We start from the raw sequence: 16,252 nt of genomic DNA, 5'->3' as shown, positions 1-16,252 counted from the left end.
CATCTTCGGCGTTGTAAGGTTAAGCCTCACGGTTCATTAGTATCGGTTAGCTCAATGTATCGCTACACTTACACACCCGACCTATCAACGTCGTCGTCTTCAACGTTCCTTCAGGACTCTCAAGGAGTCAGGGAGAACTCATCTCGGGGCAAGTTTCGTGCTTAGATGCTTTCAGCACTTATCTCTTCCGCATTTAGCTACCGGGCAATGCCATTGGCATGACAACCCGAACACCAGTGATGCGTCCACTCCGGTCCTCTCGTACTAGGAGCAGCCCCCCTCAATTCTCCAGCGCCCACGGCAGATAGGGACCGAACTGTCTCACGACGTTCTAAACCCAGCTCGCGTACCACTTTAAATGGCGAACAGCCATACCCTTGGGACCTACTTCAGCCCCAGGATGTGATGAGCCGACATCGAGGTGCCAAACACCGCCGTCGATATGAACTCTTGGGCGGTATCAGCCTGTTATCCCCGGAGTACCTTTTATCCGTTGAGCGATGGCCCTTCCATTCAGAACCACCGGATCACTAAGACCTGCTTTCGCACCTGCTCGAGCCGTCACTCTCGCAGTCAAGCTAGCTTATGCCTTTGCACTAACCTCCTGATGTCCGACCAGGATTAGCTAACCTTCGTGCTCCTCCGTTACTCTTTAGGAGGAGACCGCCCCAGTCAAACTACCCACCAGACACTGTCCGCAACCCGGATTACGGGTCTACGTTAGAACACCAGCCATTAAAGGGTGGTATTTCAAGGTTGGCTCCACACGAACTGGCGTCCGCGCTTCAAAGCCTCCCACCTATCCTACACATCAAGGACCAGTGTTCAGTGTCAAGCTATAGTAAAGGTTCACGGGGTCTTTCCGTCTTGCCGCGGGTACACTGCATCTTCACAGCGAGTTCAATTTCACTGAGTCTCGGGTGGAGACAGCCTGGCCATCATTACGCCATTCGTGCAGGTCGGAACTTACCCGACAAGGAATTTCGCTACCTTAGGACCGTTATAGTTACGGCCGCCGTTTACCGGGGCTTCGATCAAGAGCTTCGCGTTGCCGCTAACCCCATCAATTAACCTTCCGGCACCGGGCAGGCGTCACACCGTATACGTCCACTTTCGTGTTTGCACAGTGCTGTGTTTTTAATAAACAGTTGCAGCCAGCTGGTATCTTCGACTGATTTCAGCTCCATGGGTAAACCACTTCACCTACATATCAGCGTGCCTTCTCCCGAAGTTACGGCACCATTTTGCCTAGTTCCTTCACCCGAGTTCTCTCAAGCGCCTTGGTATTCTCTACCTGACCACCTGTGTCGGTTTGGGGTACGATTTGATGTTACCTGATGCTTAGAGGCTTTTCCTGGAAGCAGGGCATTTGTTACTTCAGCACCGTAGTGCCTCGTCATCACACCTCAGCGTTAAAAGAGTCCGGATTTACCTAAACTCTCCGCCTACATGCTTAAACCGGGACAACCGTCGCCCGGCTAACATAGCCTTCTCCGTCCCCCCTTCGCAGTAACACCAAGTACAGGAATATTAACCTGTTTCCCATCGACTACGCCTTTCGGCCTCGCCTTAGGGGTCGACTCACCCTGCCCCGATTAACGTTGGACAGGAACCCTTGGTCTTCCGGCGTGCGGGTTTTTCACCCGCATTATCGTTACTTATGTCAGCATTCGCACTTCTGATACCTCCAGCACCCCTCACAGGACACCTTCAACGGCTTACAGAACGCTCCCCTACCCAACAACACATAGTGTCGCTGCCGCAGCTTCGGTGCACAGTTTAGCCCCGTTACATCTTCCGCGCAGGCCGACTCGACCAGTGAGCTATTACGCTTTCTTTAAATGATGGCTGCTTCTAAGCCAACATCCTGGCTGTCTGAGCCTTCCCACATCGTTTCCCACTTAACTGTGACTTTGGGACCTTAGCTGGCGGTCTGGGTTGTTTCCCTCTTCACGACGGACGTTAGCACCCGCCGTGTGTCTCCCGTGATAACATTCTTCGGTATTCGCAGTTTGCATCGGGTTGGTAAGTCGGGATGACCCCCTAGCCGAAACAGTGCTCTACCCCCGAAGATGAATTCACGAGGCGCTACCTAAATAGCTTTCGGGGAGAACCAGCTATCTCCCGGTTTGATTGGCCTTTCACCCCCAGCCACAAGTCATCCGCTAATTTTTCAACATTAGTCGGTTCGGTCCTCCAGTTAGTGTTACCCAACCTTCAACCTGCCCATGGCTAGATCACCGGGTTTCGGGTCTATACCCTGCAACTTAACGCCCAGTTAAGACTCGGTTTCCCTTCGGCTCCCCTATTCGGTTAACCTTGCTACAGAATATAAGTCGCTGACCCATTATACAAAAGGTACGCAGTCACCCCATAAAGAGGCTCCCACTGCTTGTACGTACACGGTTTCAGGTTCTTTTTCACTCCCCTCGCCGGGGTTCTTTTCGCCTTTCCCTCACGGTACTGGTTCACTATCGGTCAGTCAGGAGTATTTAGCCTTGGAGGATGGTCCCCCCATATTCAGACAGGATACCACGTGTCCCGCCCTACTCTTCGAGTTCACAACCTGTGCATTTTGGTGTACGGGACTATCACCCTGTACCGTCGGACTTTCCAGACCGTTCCACTAACACACAAGCTGATTCAGACTCTGGGCTGTTCCCCGTTCGCTCGCCGCTACTGGGGGAATCTCGGTTGATTTCTTTTCCTCGGGGTACTTAGATGTTTCAGTTCCCCCGGTTCGCTTCATTACGCTATGTATTCACGTAATGATAGTGTGACGAATCACACTGGGTTTCCCCATTCGGAAATCGCCGGTTATAACGGTTCATATCACCTTACCGACGCTTATCGCAGATTAGCACGTCCTTCATCGCCTCTGACTGCCAGGGCATCCACCGTGTACGCTTAGTCGCTTAACCTCACAACCCGAAGATGTTTCGTAAAACACCACCGTGTTGCGAAAATTTGAGAGACTCGAACACACCGCTTATCTGTTCTTATTACGGAGAACAGACACAGTGTGTCGTTTCAATTTTCAGCTTGATCCAGATTTTTAAAGAGCAAATATCTCAAACAAGACTCGGAAGTCTGTTTTGAGATACTAAGGTCGGCGACTTTCACTCACACTAACCAGCAAGTGGCGTCCCCTAGGGGATTCGAACCCCTGTTACCGCCGTGAAAGGGCGGTGTCCTGGGCCTCTAGACGAAGGGGACACTGAAGTCTCAATCGCAAGACGCCTTGCTATTTACTTTTCATCAGACAATCTGTGTGAGCACTTCAAAGAACGCTTCTTTAAGGTAAGGAGGTGATCCAACCGCAGGTTCCCCTACGGTTACCTTGTTACGACTTCACCCCAGTCATGAATCACAAAGTGGTAAGCGCCCTCCCGAAGGTTAAGCTACCTACTTCTTTTGCAACCCACTCCCATGGTGTGACGGGCGGTGTGTACAAGGCCCGGGAACGTATTCACCGTAGCATTCTGATCTACGATTACTAGCGATTCCGACTTCATGGAGTCGAGTTGCAGACTCCAATCCGGACTACGACATACTTTATGAGGTCCGCTTGCTCTCGCGAGGTCGCTTCTCTTTGTATATGCCATTGTAGCACGTGTGTAGCCCTACTCGTAAGGGCCATGATGACTTGACGTCATCCCCACCTTCCTCCAGTTTATCACTGGCAGTCTCCTTTGAGTTCCCGGCCGACCGCTGGCAACAAAGGATAAGGGTTGCGCTCGTTGCGGGACTTAACCCAACATTTCACAACACGAGCTGACGACAGCCATGCAGCACCTGTCTCAGAGTTCCCGAAGGCACCAAAGCATCTCTGCTAAGTTCTCTGGATGTCAAGAGTAGGTAAGGTTCTTCGCGTTGCATCGAATTAAACCACATGCTCCACCGCTTGTGCGGGCCCCCGTCAATTCATTTGAGTTTTAACCTTGCGGCCGTACTCCCCAGGCGGTCTATTTAACGCGTTAGCTCCGGAAGCCACTCCTCAAGGGAACAACCTCCAAATAGACATCGTTTACGGCGTGGACTACCAGGGTATCTAATCCTGTTTGCTCCCCACGCTTTCGCACCTGAGCGTCAGTCTTCGTCCAGGGGGCCGCCTTCGCCACCGGTATTCCTCCAGATCTCTACGCATTTCACCGCTACACCTGGAATTCTACCCCCCTCTACGAGACTCAAGCTTGCCAGTTTCAAATGCAGTTCCCAGGTTGAGCCCGGGGATTTCACATCTGACTTAACAAACCGCCTGCGTGCGCTTTACGCCCAGTAATTCCGATTAACGCTTGCACCCTCCGTATTACCGCGGCTGCTGGCACGGAGTTAGCCGGTGCTTCTTCTGCGAGTAACGTCAATCACTAAGGTTATTAACCTTAATGCCTTCCTCCTCGCTGAAAGTACTTTACAACCCGAAGGCCTTCTTCATACACGCGGCATGGCTGCATCAGGCTTGCGCCCATTGTGCAATATTCCCCACTGCTGCCTCCCGTAGGAGTCTGGACCGTGTCTCAGTTCCAGTGTGGCTGGTCATCCTCTCAGACCAGCTAGGGATCGTCGCCTAGGTGAGCCGTTACCCCACCTACTAGCTAATCCCATCTGGGCACATCCGATGGTGTGAGGCCCGAAGGTCCCCCACTTTGGTCTTGCGACGTTATGCGGTATTAGCTACCGTTTCCAGTAGTTATCCCCCTCCATCGGGCAGTTTCCCAGACATTACTCACCCGTCCGCCACTCGTCACCCGAGAGCAAGCTCTCTGTGCTACCGTTCGACTTGCATGTGTTAGGCCTGCCGCCAGCGTTCAATCTGAGCCATGATCAAACTCTTCAATTTAAGTTTGATGCTCGTGAATTAAACTTCGTAATGAATTACGTGTTCACTCAGAGACTTGGTATTCATTTTTCGTCTTGCGACGTTAAGAATCCGTATCTTCGAGTGCCCACACAGATTGTCTGATAAATTGTTAAAGAGCAGTGCCGCTTTGCTTTTCCTCAGCGGCGCGGGGTGTGTATATTACGCCACCCCACCACGAAGTCAAGCTTTTATTTTCGCTTACTTCGCTGAAGTTCTCAGAAGAACTTCGCTGACCCGGCGGCTTGTTTGCCGTTGTTCCGTGTCAGTGGTGGCGCATTATAGGGAGAAAATAAGAAGCTGCAAGCATAAAATAGGAAAAACTTTTCGTTCGTCTACTTTTCATCCAATCATCTTATTTTCGCCTGGTTTATAAACAAAAACGAGCCCTAAAGGGCTCGTTTTCTTCTTTTTGTGACTTACTGCACTGCCACAATCTGGTCGTCTTTCACTTCCAGGCGGATGGTTTTCCCCGGCAACAGCTCGCCAGACAAGATTTGCTGTGCCAGCGGGTTTTCAATCTGCTGCTGGATAGCACGTTTCAGAGGACGTGCGCCATATACCGGATCGTAGCCATTTTTACTCAGCAACTGCAGAGCTTCATCGGAGATCTGCGTTTCATAGCCACGCTCTTCCAGGCGCTGGTACAGACGCTGCAGCTGAATCTGGGCAATTGATGCGATGTGTTTTTCACCCAACGGGTGGAATACCACAACCTCATCAATACGGTTAATGAATTCTGGGCGGAAACTGTGGCTTACAACGCCCAGCACCAGATCTTTCATATGCCCGTAGTCCAGTTCGCCGAAACGCTCCTGAATCAGATCCGAACCCAGGTTCGAGGTCATGATGACAACCGTATTGCGGAAGTCGACCGTTCTCCCCTGCCCGTCGGTCAGGCGACCATCGTCCAATACCTGCAGCAGAATGTTGAACACATCCGGGTGCGCTTTTTCCACTTCATCCAGCAGGATGACGGAATAAGGACGACGGCGTACCGCTTCTGTCAGATAACCGCCCTCTTCATAGCCGACGTATCCTGGAGGTGCACCCACCAGACGCGACACGGAGTGTTTCTCCATAAACTCGGACATGTCGATACGCACCATCGCGTCATCGCTGTCGAACATAAAGTTAGCCAGCGCCTTACACAGCTCAGTTTTACCTACCCCGGTTGGCCCCAGGAACAGGAATGAACCGATCGGACGGTTAGGGTCGGACAGCCCGGCACGGCTACGGCGAATCGCGTTCGATACCGCTTCAACCGCTTCGTTCTGCCCAATCACGCGGCTGTGCAGATCCTGCTCCATACGCAGCAGTTTCTCACGCTCGCCTTCCAGCATGCGGGCAACCGGAATCCCGGTCCAGCGTGCCAGTACTTCGGCAATCTCGGCATCCGTCACTTTATTACGTAACAGGCGCATGGTTTTACCTTCAGACTGCGTGGCCGCTTCCAGCTGTTTCTCCAGCTCTGGAATTTTGCCGTACTGCAGTTCGGACATCCGCGCCAGGTCACCGACGCGACGCGCCTGCTCGATGGCAATTTTCGCCTGCTCCAGTTCAGCTTTGATTGTCTGAGTGCCAGAAAGCGAGGCTTTCTCTGCCTTCCACTCTTCTTCCAGCTCGGAATACTGACGCTCTTTATCATTCAGCTCGTCATTAAGCATGTCGAGACGTTTTTTACTTGCCTCGTCAGACTCTTTCATCAGCGCCTGCTGTTCCAGCTTGAGCTGGATAATACGGCGGTCGAGTCTGTCAAGTTCCTCCGGCTTGGAGTCAATCTGCATACGAATGCTGGAGGCCGCTTCATCGATCAGGTCGATGGCTTTGTCCGGCAACTGACGGTCGGCAATATAACGGTGAGACAGCGTTGCTGCCGCCACGATTGCCGGGTCAGTAATCTGCACGTGGTGGTGCAGTTCATAACGTTCTTTCAGACCACGCAGAATCGCGATGGTGTCTTCTACCGAAGGCTCAGCAACGAACACTTTCTGGAAACGACGTTCCAGCGCCGCATCTTTCTCGATGTACTGGCGATATTCGTCCAGCGTAGTGGCGCCGACGCAGTGCAGCTCACCACGAGCCAGCGCCGGTTTCAGCATATTACCGGCATCCATCGCGCCGTCGGCTTTCCCCGCACCTACCATCGTGTGCAGCTCATCGATAAACAGGATAACGTTGCCTTCCTGTTTCGCCAGATCGTTCAATACGCCTTTCAGACGTTCTTCAAACTCACCGCGGTATTTCGCCCCAGCCACCAGCGCGCCCATATCCAGCGCCAGTACGCGACGGCCTTTTAAACCTTCCGGGACTTCACCATTAATGATTCGCTGCGCCAGCCCTTCGACGATCGCCGTTTTACCGACGCCCGGTTCACCGATTAACACCGGGTTATTTTTGGTACGACGCTGCAGTACCTGAATGGTACGGCGGATTTCTTCATCACGGCCGATAACCGGGTCGAGTTTGCCCTGTTCGGCACGCTCGGTCAGATCGACGGTGTATTTTTTCAATGCCTGACGTTGGTCTTCGGCCCCCTGGTCATTCACGCTTTCACCTCCGCGCATCTGTTCAATTGCCTGAGTGATACTGGCGGTGGTAGCGCCTGCCGTTTTTAGCAGGTCGGTCAGTGTGCCACGAGACTCAAGCGCCGCCAGAACGAACAGTTCCGACGAAATAAAGTTATCGCCGCGTTTTTGCGCCAGCTTGTCGCAAAGATTCAGCACACGCATCAGATCCTGCGACGGCTGTACGTCTCCCCCGGTACCTTCTACCTGGGGTAAACGGCTCAGCGCCTGATCGATAGCCGTGCGTAGCTGGCCGGCGTTGATGCCCGCGGACGTTAATAAAGGACGTACCGAGCCCCCTTCCTGATTCAGCAAGGCGCTCATTAAATGAAGAGGTTCGATAAATTGGTTGTCGTGCCCCAGCGCGAGCGACTGGGCATCGGCAAGAGCAAGCTGGAATTTATTGGTAAGACGATCCAGACGCATGACTCCTCCCATAATAGGTCAATTTTGCTACAGGAGATTAAATGAGGTCATCCCTCAATTATTCAAGGTTAAATGACCTAATCGATGAGAAAAAACTGTCTGCCTTCTGGATCGTCTTGATTCTATAGGTTATATCAGCCAGATGAAACTTGCCATACGACCCGTAATACGGTCGCGGCGATAAGAGAAAAAATCATCCTTTTCGCTGAAGGTACAACGGTCGCCGCCGAACACGGCATTCACGCCGACGTTACCCAGACGTTGGCGCGCCAGCTGATAAATATCGGCGAAATATTTATCGCCTGCGGGATAGAATGCGCTTTCCGCGTTGGCATCTTTCGCCATAAACGCCTCACGCACTTCCGGCCCGACTTCAAACGCCCGCGGGCCAATTGCTGGGCCAAACCAGGCAAGAAGGTTTTCAGGACTATCGTTAAAGCAGGCGACGGTTTCTTCCAGTACGCCATCGCACAGACCGCGCCAACCCGCATGCGCGGCTGCCACTTCGGTCCCCGCGCGGTTGCAGAACAGCACGGGCAGGCAGTCCGCCGTCATCACCGCACACACTGTCCCGGGCGTATTGCTGTAGGAGGCATCTGCACGCTTTGAGGCATAAGGCTCACCGGTGAGGTGCAGCACGTCTTTACCGTGGACCTGCTCCAGCCATACCGGTTTCGACGGCAGTTTGCCCGCCGCAAACATACGCTTGCGGTTCTCTTCAACGTGCTCGAGGTTATCGCCACAGTGGGCGCCGAGATTCAGAGAGTCCCACGCGCCTTCGCTGACGCCGCCGACGCGCGTTGAACTACAGGCGGCCACGCCTTGCGGCAGCGGCCATTCCGGGACAATGATTTTGGTCATAACCAGTCTACGTCATCCTTATGTTCTTCAAAGTCAGCGCGCATCGCAGCGATCAAATCGACCATATCCTGCGGGATAGGCGCATGCCATTCCATTTCAATGCCCGAGATCGGGTGATACAGACGCAGCATGGTCGCATGCAGCGCCTGGCGGTCAAACTTACGCAGAACCGAAATGAACTCATCCGATGCGCCCTTCGGCGGACGCGGACGGCCACCGTAGACCTGATCGCCCACCAGCGGATGGGTGATGTGCGCCATGTGCACGCGGATCTGGTGCGTACGCCCGGTTTCCAGACGCAGCCGCAGACGCGTGTGCACACGGAAGTGTTCCATAATGCGATAGTGCGTCACCGCCGGTTTCCCCATAGGGTGAACCGCCATGTGGGTGCGTTTGGTCGGGTGACGGCTGATCGGTTCCTCAACGGTACCGCCAGCCGTCATGTGACCAATCGCCACCGCTTCATACTCGCGGGTGATTTCGCGCAGCTGCAGCGACTCAACCAGACGCGTTTGCGCCGGAACGGTTTTCGCCACCACCATTAAACCGGTCGTGTCTTTATCCAGACGGTGGACGATGCCCGCACGCGGTACATCGGCAATCGGCGGATAATAGTGCAGCAGCGCATTCAGCACCGTACCGTCCGGGTTACCGGCGCCAGGGTGAACTACCAGGTCGCGCGGCTTGTTGATGACGAGAATATCTTCATCTTCATATACAATATCGAGTGGGATATCCTGCGCTTCAAAGCGGATCTCTTCATCGATTTCCGCATCGATAGCGACGGACTCGCCACCCATGACTTTTTCTTTCGGCTTGTCTGAAACTTTGCCGTTGACCTGAACGCGCTGGTCGAGGATCCACTCTTTTATGCGCGATCGCGAATAATCAGGGAACATTTCGGCCAAAGCCTGATCTAAGCGTTGACCGAGTTGTGACTCGGACACCGTTGCGGTGAGTTGTACTCGTTGTGCCATATACAGCTTCTTCGTTAACGTTGGGTTTTTACGGCTTCGCCGTTTAATATAGTGTGCTATTGTAGCTGGTCTTAATCGGGAACAGGAACTGTGAATATCCCGTATAAACATTTTGAGGAAAGTCAAAACGTCATGACGCGCATGAAATATCTGGTGGCAGCGGCCACGTTGAGCCTGGCTTTGGCGGGGTGCTCTGGTTCAAAGGAAGAGGTTCCTGATAATCCGCCTAATGAAATCTACGCAACTGCTCAGCAAAAGCTGCAGGACGGTAACTGGAAACAGGCAATAACGCAACTGGAAGCGTTGGATAACCGCTATCCGTTCGGGCCATATTCTCAGCAGGTACAGCTGGATCTGATCTATGCATACTACAAAAATGCCGATCTGCCGCTGGCCCAGGCCGCGATTGACCGTTTCATTCGTCTGAATCCGACGCACCCGAACATCGACTACGTCATGTACATGCGCGGCTTAACCAACATGGCGCTGGACGATAGCGCGCTGCAGGGCTTTTTCGGCGTTGACCGCTCCGATCGCGATCCGCAGCATGCCCGTGACGCGTTTAACGACTTCTCGAAGCTGGTGCGCGGCTACCCGAACAGTCAATACGTCACCGACGCCAACAAACGTCTTATCTTCCTGAAAGACCGCCTGGCGAAGTACGAACTTTCCGTTGTTGATTACTACACCGCGCGTGGTGCATGGGTTGCGGTAGTCAACCGCGTCGAAAACATGATGCGTAACTATCCAGATACGCAGGCAACGCGTGACGCCCTGCCGAAGATGGAAAATGCCTATCGCCAAATGCAGATGACGGCGCAGGCGGACAAAGTGGCGAAAATCATCGCCGCCAACAGCAAGACCACCCAGTCCTGATTCGGATCTGTAAAAGTAAAACGGCAGCCCGATGGCTGCCGTTTTTTTATCCATTTTAATGACTTGCTGAAGCGCTTTAGCCTCAAGCCATCCTATCAAATATGGCCGTATTTTCCCGCGCCGACAAGTAAAAAATCACGTCTTCCTGTTCTGACTCACAAAAAGAATGCACTGACAAAAAGTGACAAAATAATGTGATCTTCATCACACATTTTAACCAAATCCGAGGTATGCTGGAATCACCAAGACGGAAAGACAAGAGGTAAAATTTATGACAATGAACATTACCAGTAAACAAATGGAAATTACTCCGGCTATTCGCCAGCATGTCGCAGACCGTCTCGCAAAATTGGATAAATGGCAAACCCACTTAATCAACCCACATATCATTCTGTCTAAAGAGCCACAGGGATTTGTAGCGGACGCCACGATGAATACCCCGAACGGGCATCTGGTCGCCAGTGCGAAACATGAAGATATGTACACCGCCATTAACGAATTGATCAACAAGCTGGAACGGCAGCTCAATAAGGTGCAACACAAAGGGGAAGCCCGTCGTGCCACCACATCGGTGAAAGACGCAAGCTTCGTGGAAGTTGAAGAAGAGTAAACTGTACTTTAATGTGTATCGCCAACGCGCCTTCGGGCGCGTTTTTTATTGACAGAACGAAAACAGAACGAGTACTGTAAAACCTCATCACGCTAAGGATTTAAGCCAACTGTGAAACGTCTACCGTTTTTCTTCGCATTCTTTTTTACCTTCCCCTGATTGGGAGGCGTTTCGTCGTGTGATAAAGAATGCGAAGACGAACAACAAGGCCTCCCACTCCGGGGGGCCTTTTTTATTGATAACAAGAAAGGCAAACATGATGACTTCGGAAAACCCGTTACTGGCGATACGCGATAAAATCAGCGCGCTGGATGAAAAATTAGTGAGCCTGCTGGCCGAGCGACGCGGTCTGGCTATCGAGGTGGGTAAAGCGAAGCTGGCCTCTCACCGACCGGTGCGCGACATTGACCGCGAGCGCGATCTGCTTGAGCGCCTGATTATGCTCGGCAAAACCCACCAGCTCGACGCGCATTATATTACCCGGCTGTTCCAGCTCATCATTGAAGATTCCGTTCTTACCCAACAAACGCTGCTTCAGCAGCATCTGAACAAGATTAACCCCCACTCGGCACGTATCGCGTTCCTTGGCCCGAAAGGCTCCTACTCGCATCTTGCGGCCCGCCAGTATGCCGCTCGCCATTTTGAGCAGTTTATTGAAAGCGGCTGCCTGAAATTTGCCGATATCTTCAATCAGGTCGAAACCGGCCAGGCCGACTATGCGGTGGTGCCAATTGAAAATACCAGCTCCGGCGGCATCAACGACGTCTACGATCTACTACAGCACACCAGTCTGTCGATCGTCGGCGAGATGACGGTACCCATTGACCACTGCGTCCTGACCAACGGCAGCAGCACGCTGGAAACCATTGAAACGGTCTACAGCCATCCGCAGCCGTTCCAGCAGTGCAGCCAGTTCCTGAGCCACTATCCGCAGTGGAAAATTGAATATACCGAGAGCACCTCGGCGGCGATGGAGAAAGTCGCGCAGGCCAACTCACCGACCGTCGCGGCGCTGGGCAGCGAAGCCGGTGGCAAGCTGTATGGTCTGCAGGTGCTTGAACATTGCCAGGCCAACCAGACGCAGAACATTACGCGTTTCCTGGTTCTGGCGCGTAAAGCGGTAAACGTCTCTGACCAGGTGCCGGCGAAAACCACGCTGCTGATTGCAACCGGCCAGCAGGCCGGTGCGCTGGTTGAAGCACTGCTGGTGCTGCGTAACCACAATCTGATCATGACCAAGCTCGAATCGCGTCCGATTCACGGCAACCCGTGGGAAGAGATGTTTTATCTCGACGTCCAGGCGAACCTGGACGCACTGCCCATGCAAAAGGCGCTGAAGGAACTTTCCGGCATTACCCGCTCAATGAAAGTGCTGGGCTGCTATCCCAGCGAAAACGTCGTACCGGTCGATCCGGTCTAACGTTCGATAAACGGCCGCTTCTTCATGCCTGCCACCGCAACCGGCAGGGTGAAGATAGCCCCGGAAAGGGGATATTTTGCCACCTCCTGTGCCGACATATTCTCACGGGTGGTGGTGATAAACAGCGTCCGCATATCCGCGCCGCCGAAACAAACCATAGTTGGGCAACGCACCGGTAGGTGATACTCAGCAAGCTGCTCTCCCGTTGGTGAAAAGCGCGCGACACGCCAGCCGTCAAACATGGCGCTCCAGTAGCATCCTTCTTCATCCATCGCCGCCCCGTCCGGGATCCCCTCACCCTCGCTAAACACGCGAAAAACGTCTCGTACGCCGGGCTCACCGTCCGCATCCAGCGGCGTGCGGTAAATGACGCCGTTGGGCGTATCTGAGGTGTACATCCAGCGCTTATCCTCGCTGAATGCCAGACCGTTGGCGCCATGAATATCGCACTGAATCACCTTCGGTTTGAGTTGATTATCGATCCGCATCAGCAGCGCACCGTTATAGTCGCCTGGCCCCCAAAAGGTTCCTGCGTAGAAGCGCCCGTCTCTGTCCGTTCCACCGTCGTTGAACCGCGCAAGCTGGGGGTTACTCGGGTTATCACAGATTTTATGCTGTAGCAGGCCGCGGCTGTCGGCCAGCCAGATAGCGCTGCGCAGCGCGACGATAAAGCCACCTTTTTCCCGCAGCGCGAAGCAGCCAACTTCTTCCGGAAACTGTAAGACCTGATGCATGCCGGTCGCGGGCACATAGCGGTGAATTTCACACTCCATGATATCCGCCCAGTAGAGCGCCTGTTCGGCACCGCTCCAGGTTGGGCATTCCGGCAGGTGTCCGGTGTAATCAAACAGCAGGTTTACATCAGCCATTGTCTTTATCCCATAAAAAAAGCCAGAGGATTTCCCCTGGCTTTCAAGTATATACAGTTTTTACTTACTGCCGACTGTCATTCGCCTGGCGTAACAAGACCCGGCTCTCACTCTGGAAACGTTGTGCGTAGTCGCCGAACCAGTGTTCAACCTTACGGAAGCTATCAATAAACGCCTGCTTATCGCCCTGCTCCAGCAGGCCAATCGCCTCACCAAAGCGCTGGTAGTAGCGTTTAATCAGCGCCAGGTTGTTGCCGGACGACATAATAATGTCGGCGTACAGCTGCGGATCCTGAGCAAACAGTCGCCCGACCATTGCCAGTTCAAGGCGGTAAATCGGCGAGGAGAGCGCCAGCAGTTGCTCCAGCTGAACGTTTTCTTCCGCCAGATGCAGCCCGTACGCAAAGGTAGCAAAGTGACGCAGCGCCTGGATAAACGCCATATTCTGGTCATGCTCGACGGCGCTAATACGGTGCAGACGCGCTCCCCAGACCTGAATCTGCTCCAGGAACCACTGATAGGCCTCTGGCTGGCGGCCATCGCAATAGACCACTACCTGCTTCGCCAGGCTGCCGCTGTCCGGGCCAAACATCGGATGCAGCCCGACAACGGGCCCCGAATGCGCCGACAGCATCGCCTGCAACGGCCCGGCTTTTACCGAGGCCAGATCAACCAGAATACAGTCCGCTGGCAGCGGCGGCAGCTTCGCAATCACCTGTTCGGTAATGTGAATAGGGACGCTGACAATCACCATACCGGCATCCGCCACAATGTCCGCCGCACGCGGCCAGTCTTCTTTTTCCAGCGTCCGCACCTGGTAGCCGGAAAGGGTCAGCATCTTTTCAAACAGCCGCCCCATCTGGCCACCGCCGCCAACAATAACCACCGGGCGCAGCGACGGACGCAGCGTTTTGAACCCCTTGTCGTTTTCGCTGGAATAAGACTCACGCATGACGCGACGCAGCACGTCTTCAATCAAATCGGGCGGCACGCCCATCGCCGCCGCCTCTTTGCGGCGCGAAGCCAGCATCGAGGCTTCACGCTCCGGTACGTAAATGGGCAGGCCATACTGACTTTTTACTTCGCCAACTTCGGCCACCAGCGCCATACGCTTCGCCAGCAGGTTCAGCAACGCCTTATCGACTTCATCAATTTGATCGCGTAACGCGGTCAGTTCAGCAACCATACAATCCTCTTACGCCAGACGAGCCGCCAGATGGCCGCGTAAATCCTTGTCGAGTTCACGCAGCAGCGCATCGGTGGTTTCCCAACTGATGCAAGCATCGGTCACCGAGACGCCGTATTGCATCTCACTGCGCGGCTGCTCGGAAGACTGACTGCCTTCGTGAATATTACTTTCAATCATCAGACCAATGATAGAACGATTACCGTCCTTAATCTGCGCGACAACGGATTCCGCCACCGCTGGCTGACGGCGGTAGTCTTTATTGGAATTACCATGGCTGCAATCTACCATTAGCGATGCACGCAGTCCCGCCTGTTCCATCTCTTTTTCGCACTGCGCCACATCTTCCGGGCCGTAGTTCGGTTTTTTACCGCCACGCAGAATCACATGGCCATCCGGGTTACCATGGGTACGCAGCAGGCAGACCTGACCGGCCTGGTTGATGCCCACAAAACGGTGCGGCATTGCCGCCGCGCGCATCGCGTTGATCGCCGTCGCCAGCGAGCCATCTGTGCCATTTTTAAAGCCAACCGGCATCGACAGGCCTGAAGCCATTTCACGGTGAGTCTGCGACTCCGTCGTACGTGCACCAATCGCCGACCAGCTGAACAGATCGCCAAGGTACTGCGGGCTGTTCGGGTCCAGCGCCTCGGTGGCCAACGGCAGCCCCATGCTCACCAGTTCAACCAAAAGACGACGAGCGATTTTCAGACCGCCTTCCACATCAAACGAGCCATCCATATGCGGATCGTTGATAAGCCCTTTCCAGCCGACGGTGGTACGCGGCTTTTCAAAGTAGACGCGCATCACCAGGTAGAGGCTATCGCTGACCTCTTCCGCCAGTGTTTTAAATCGACGCGCATATTCAATCGCAGCTTCCGGATCGTGAATAGAGCAAGGCCCGCATACCACCAGCAGGCGCGGATCGCGGCCGGCAATAATGTCAGTAATCGTTTTACGTGACTGGGCGATTTGCGCTTCCTGCTCCACGGAGAGCGGGAATTCAGCTTTCAGCTGATCCGGCGTGATCAAAACTTCTTCATCGGCGATATTTACGTTATTCAGCGCGTCTTTTTGCATGATGGCATTACCTGTTATGACTCGTTTGCGATAGTTGTTGCCTCAATGAGGTAGAACCTACAATACCACAGAAAGTAAAGATTTCAATCCAAAATACGTACACTTATATTTACACTTGCAAATTTATTGCCGAAAACAGCCCATAAAATAGTAAACTAATTGTTACACCCATTGCTATAGGATCGTTATCCGCCGTAAAAAATGGCTCCCACCGCGTTTAACTCCCGACGGTTGCCCGATAGATATCCGCTCCCCCTCGCAGGCCAAAACGCCTACGATGACATTCGACTTAAAGAAAACCTGAAGTTAGCCGATAAATTTAACAATACGGCCAACCATCCCTTATAAATAAGCCTATAGTGAGATCGATGGCCCACAGGAAATGGATAACCCGACATTTATCCATCGCAAAGAATTAGCGGGCGAACCTTTTCCCTTTGCGGCTCACTCACTACGCTGCGCCGGAAGCCGAGGAGATCAACATCGCCACCAGCCGTAATTTATTGCCTTTTGACATGCTGA

The 16,252-nt window shown here is 53.5% G+C and carries 10 protein-coding genes, 1 tRNA gene, 2 rRNA genes and 1 other annotated feature; of the genes, 4 read left to right on the top strand and 9 right to left on the bottom strand.

What is annotated here, in order from left to right; genetic code table 11:
- Positions 1–15: 15 nt before the first annotated feature.
- The 6 genes from H7R76_RS06220 to rluD form a co-directional block, all read right to left on the bottom strand.
- Positions 16–2,921: ribosomal RNA gene (locus H7R76_RS06220) — 23S ribosomal RNA — on the bottom strand.
- 219 nt (positions 2,922–3,140) lie between these two features.
- A tRNA-Glu gene (locus H7R76_RS06215) sits at positions 3,141–3,216 on the bottom strand.
- An 85-nt stretch (positions 3,217–3,301) separates the two neighbouring features.
- Positions 3,302–4,840: ribosomal RNA gene (locus H7R76_RS06210) — 16S ribosomal RNA — on the bottom strand.
- Together the 16S and 23S rRNA genes with 1 tRNA gene alongside form the textbook arrangement of a ribosomal RNA operon.
- 437 nt (positions 4,841–5,277) lie before the next feature.
- Positions 5,278–7,851, bottom strand: a complete 2,574-nt coding sequence (gene clpB, locus H7R76_RS06205; protein WP_182967254.1) for an ATP-dependent chaperone ClpB — start codon at positions 7,849–7,851, stop codon at positions 5,278–5,280.
- A 129-nt stretch (positions 7,852–7,980) separates the two neighbouring features.
- Positions 7,981–8,712 (bottom strand): purine nucleoside phosphorylase YfiH, encoded by a 732-nt coding sequence (gene yfiH, locus H7R76_RS06200; RefSeq protein ID WP_106928430.1) that lies wholly within the window; start codon positions 8,710–8,712, stop codon positions 7,981–7,983.
- A complete protein-coding gene (rluD, locus tag H7R76_RS06195) occupies positions 8,709–9,689 on the bottom strand; it encodes a 23S rRNA pseudouridine(1911/1915/1917) synthase RluD (RefSeq protein WP_106928428.1) in 981 nt (326 codons plus the stop codon). Before rluD ends, yfiH begins: the two co-directional genes overlap by 4 nt.
- Positions 9,690–9,821: 132 nt before the next feature.
- On the opposite strand from rluD, the gene bamD reads away from it, so the two are divergent.
- The 4 genes from bamD (at position 9,822) to pheA (ending at position 12,595) form a co-directional block, all read left to right on the top strand.
- Positions 9,822–10,565 (top strand): outer membrane protein assembly factor BamD, encoded by a 744-nt coding sequence (bamD, locus tag H7R76_RS06190; protein WP_106928448.1) that lies wholly within the window; start codon positions 9,822–9,824, stop codon positions 10,563–10,565.
- A 271-nt stretch (positions 10,566–10,836) separates the two neighbouring features.
- On the top strand, positions 10,837–11,175 hold the full coding sequence (gene raiA, locus H7R76_RS06185) for a ribosome-associated translation inhibitor RaiA (RefSeq protein ID WP_106928426.1): 339 nt from the start codon (positions 10,837–10,839) through the stop codon (positions 11,173–11,175).
- A gap of 110 nt (positions 11,176–11,285) precedes the next feature.
- Positions 11,286–11,411: a sequence feature (Phe leader region), on the top strand.
- Positions 11,287–11,334 carry a pheA operon leader peptide PheL gene (gene pheL, locus H7R76_RS06180; protein ID WP_100279143.1) on the top strand — a complete coding sequence of 16 codons (48 nt, stop codon included), beginning with the start codon at positions 11,287–11,289 and terminating at the stop codon, positions 11,332–11,334. Its footprint overlaps the feature before it by 48 nt.
- A gap of 23 nt (positions 11,412–11,434) precedes the next feature.
- Positions 11,435–12,595, top strand: coding sequence for a bifunctional chorismate mutase/prephenate dehydratase (gene pheA, locus H7R76_RS06175; RefSeq protein WP_182930597.1), 1,161 nt, complete (start codon positions 11,435–11,437; stop codon positions 12,593–12,595).
- Here pheA and H7R76_RS06170 read toward each other — a convergent pair.
- The 3 genes from H7R76_RS06170 to aroF all read right to left on the bottom strand — a co-directional run bounded on the left by H7R76_RS06170 (position 12,592) and on the right by aroF (position 15,730).
- Entirely contained in the window at positions 12,592–13,464 is an 873-nt protein-coding gene (locus H7R76_RS06170; protein WP_106928422.1) for an SMP-30/gluconolactonase/LRE family protein, read from the bottom strand. The two genes, pheA and H7R76_RS06170, sit on opposite strands and share 4 nt — an antisense overlap.
- Before the next feature lie 64 nt (positions 13,465–13,528).
- Positions 13,529–14,650 (bottom strand): bifunctional chorismate mutase/prephenate dehydrogenase, encoded by a 1,122-nt coding sequence (tyrA, locus tag H7R76_RS06165; protein ID WP_182967252.1) that lies wholly within the window; start codon positions 14,648–14,650, stop codon positions 13,529–13,531.
- Between the two features lie 9 nt (positions 14,651–14,659).
- Positions 14,660–15,730 (bottom strand): 3-deoxy-7-phosphoheptulonate synthase AroF, encoded by a 1,071-nt coding sequence (gene aroF, locus H7R76_RS06160; RefSeq protein ID WP_106928418.1) that lies wholly within the window; start codon positions 15,728–15,730, stop codon positions 14,660–14,662.
- Positions 15,731–16,252 lie beyond the last annotated feature (522 nt).

This window comes from Klebsiella sp. WP8-S18-ESBL-06 (genome assembly GCF_014169755.1).
Lineage (GTDB): Bacteria > Pseudomonadota > Gammaproteobacteria > Enterobacterales > Enterobacteriaceae > Kluyvera > Kluyvera ascorbata_B.
This window is presented reverse-complemented; position numbering and strand designations above follow the sequence as displayed.

Bases quoted from the DNA above. Each gene is read 5' to 3' on its own strand.
- clpB (WP_182967254.1), bottom strand. From the start codon at position 7,851: ATGCGTCTGGATCGTCTTACCAATAAATTCCAGCTTGCTCTTGCCGAT.
- rluD (WP_106928428.1), bottom strand. From the start codon at position 9,689: ATGGCACAACGAGTACAACTCACCGCAACGGTGTCCGAGTCACAACTC.
- raiA (WP_106928426.1), top strand. From the start codon at position 10,837: ATGACAATGAACATTACCAGTAAACAAATGGAAATTACTCCGGCTATT.
- pheA (WP_182930597.1), top strand. From the start codon at position 11,435: ATGACTTCGGAAAACCCGTTACTGGCGATACGCGATAAAATCAGCGCG.
- aroF (WP_106928418.1), bottom strand. From the start codon at position 15,730: ATGCAAAAAGACGCGCTGAATAACGTAAATATCGCCGATGAAGAAGTT.
- yfiH (WP_106928430.1), bottom strand. From the start codon at position 8,712: ATGACCAAAATCATTGTCCCGGAATGGCCGCTGCCGCAAGGCGTGGCC.
- H7R76_RS06170 (WP_106928422.1), bottom strand. From the start codon at position 13,464: ATGGCTGATGTAAACCTGCTGTTTGATTACACCGGACACCTGCCGGAA.
- bamD (WP_106928448.1), top strand. From the start codon at position 9,822: ATGACGCGCATGAAATATCTGGTGGCAGCGGCCACGTTGAGCCTGGCT.
- tyrA (WP_182967252.1), bottom strand. From the start codon at position 14,650: ATGGTTGCTGAACTGACCGCGTTACGCGATCAAATTGATGAAGTCGAT.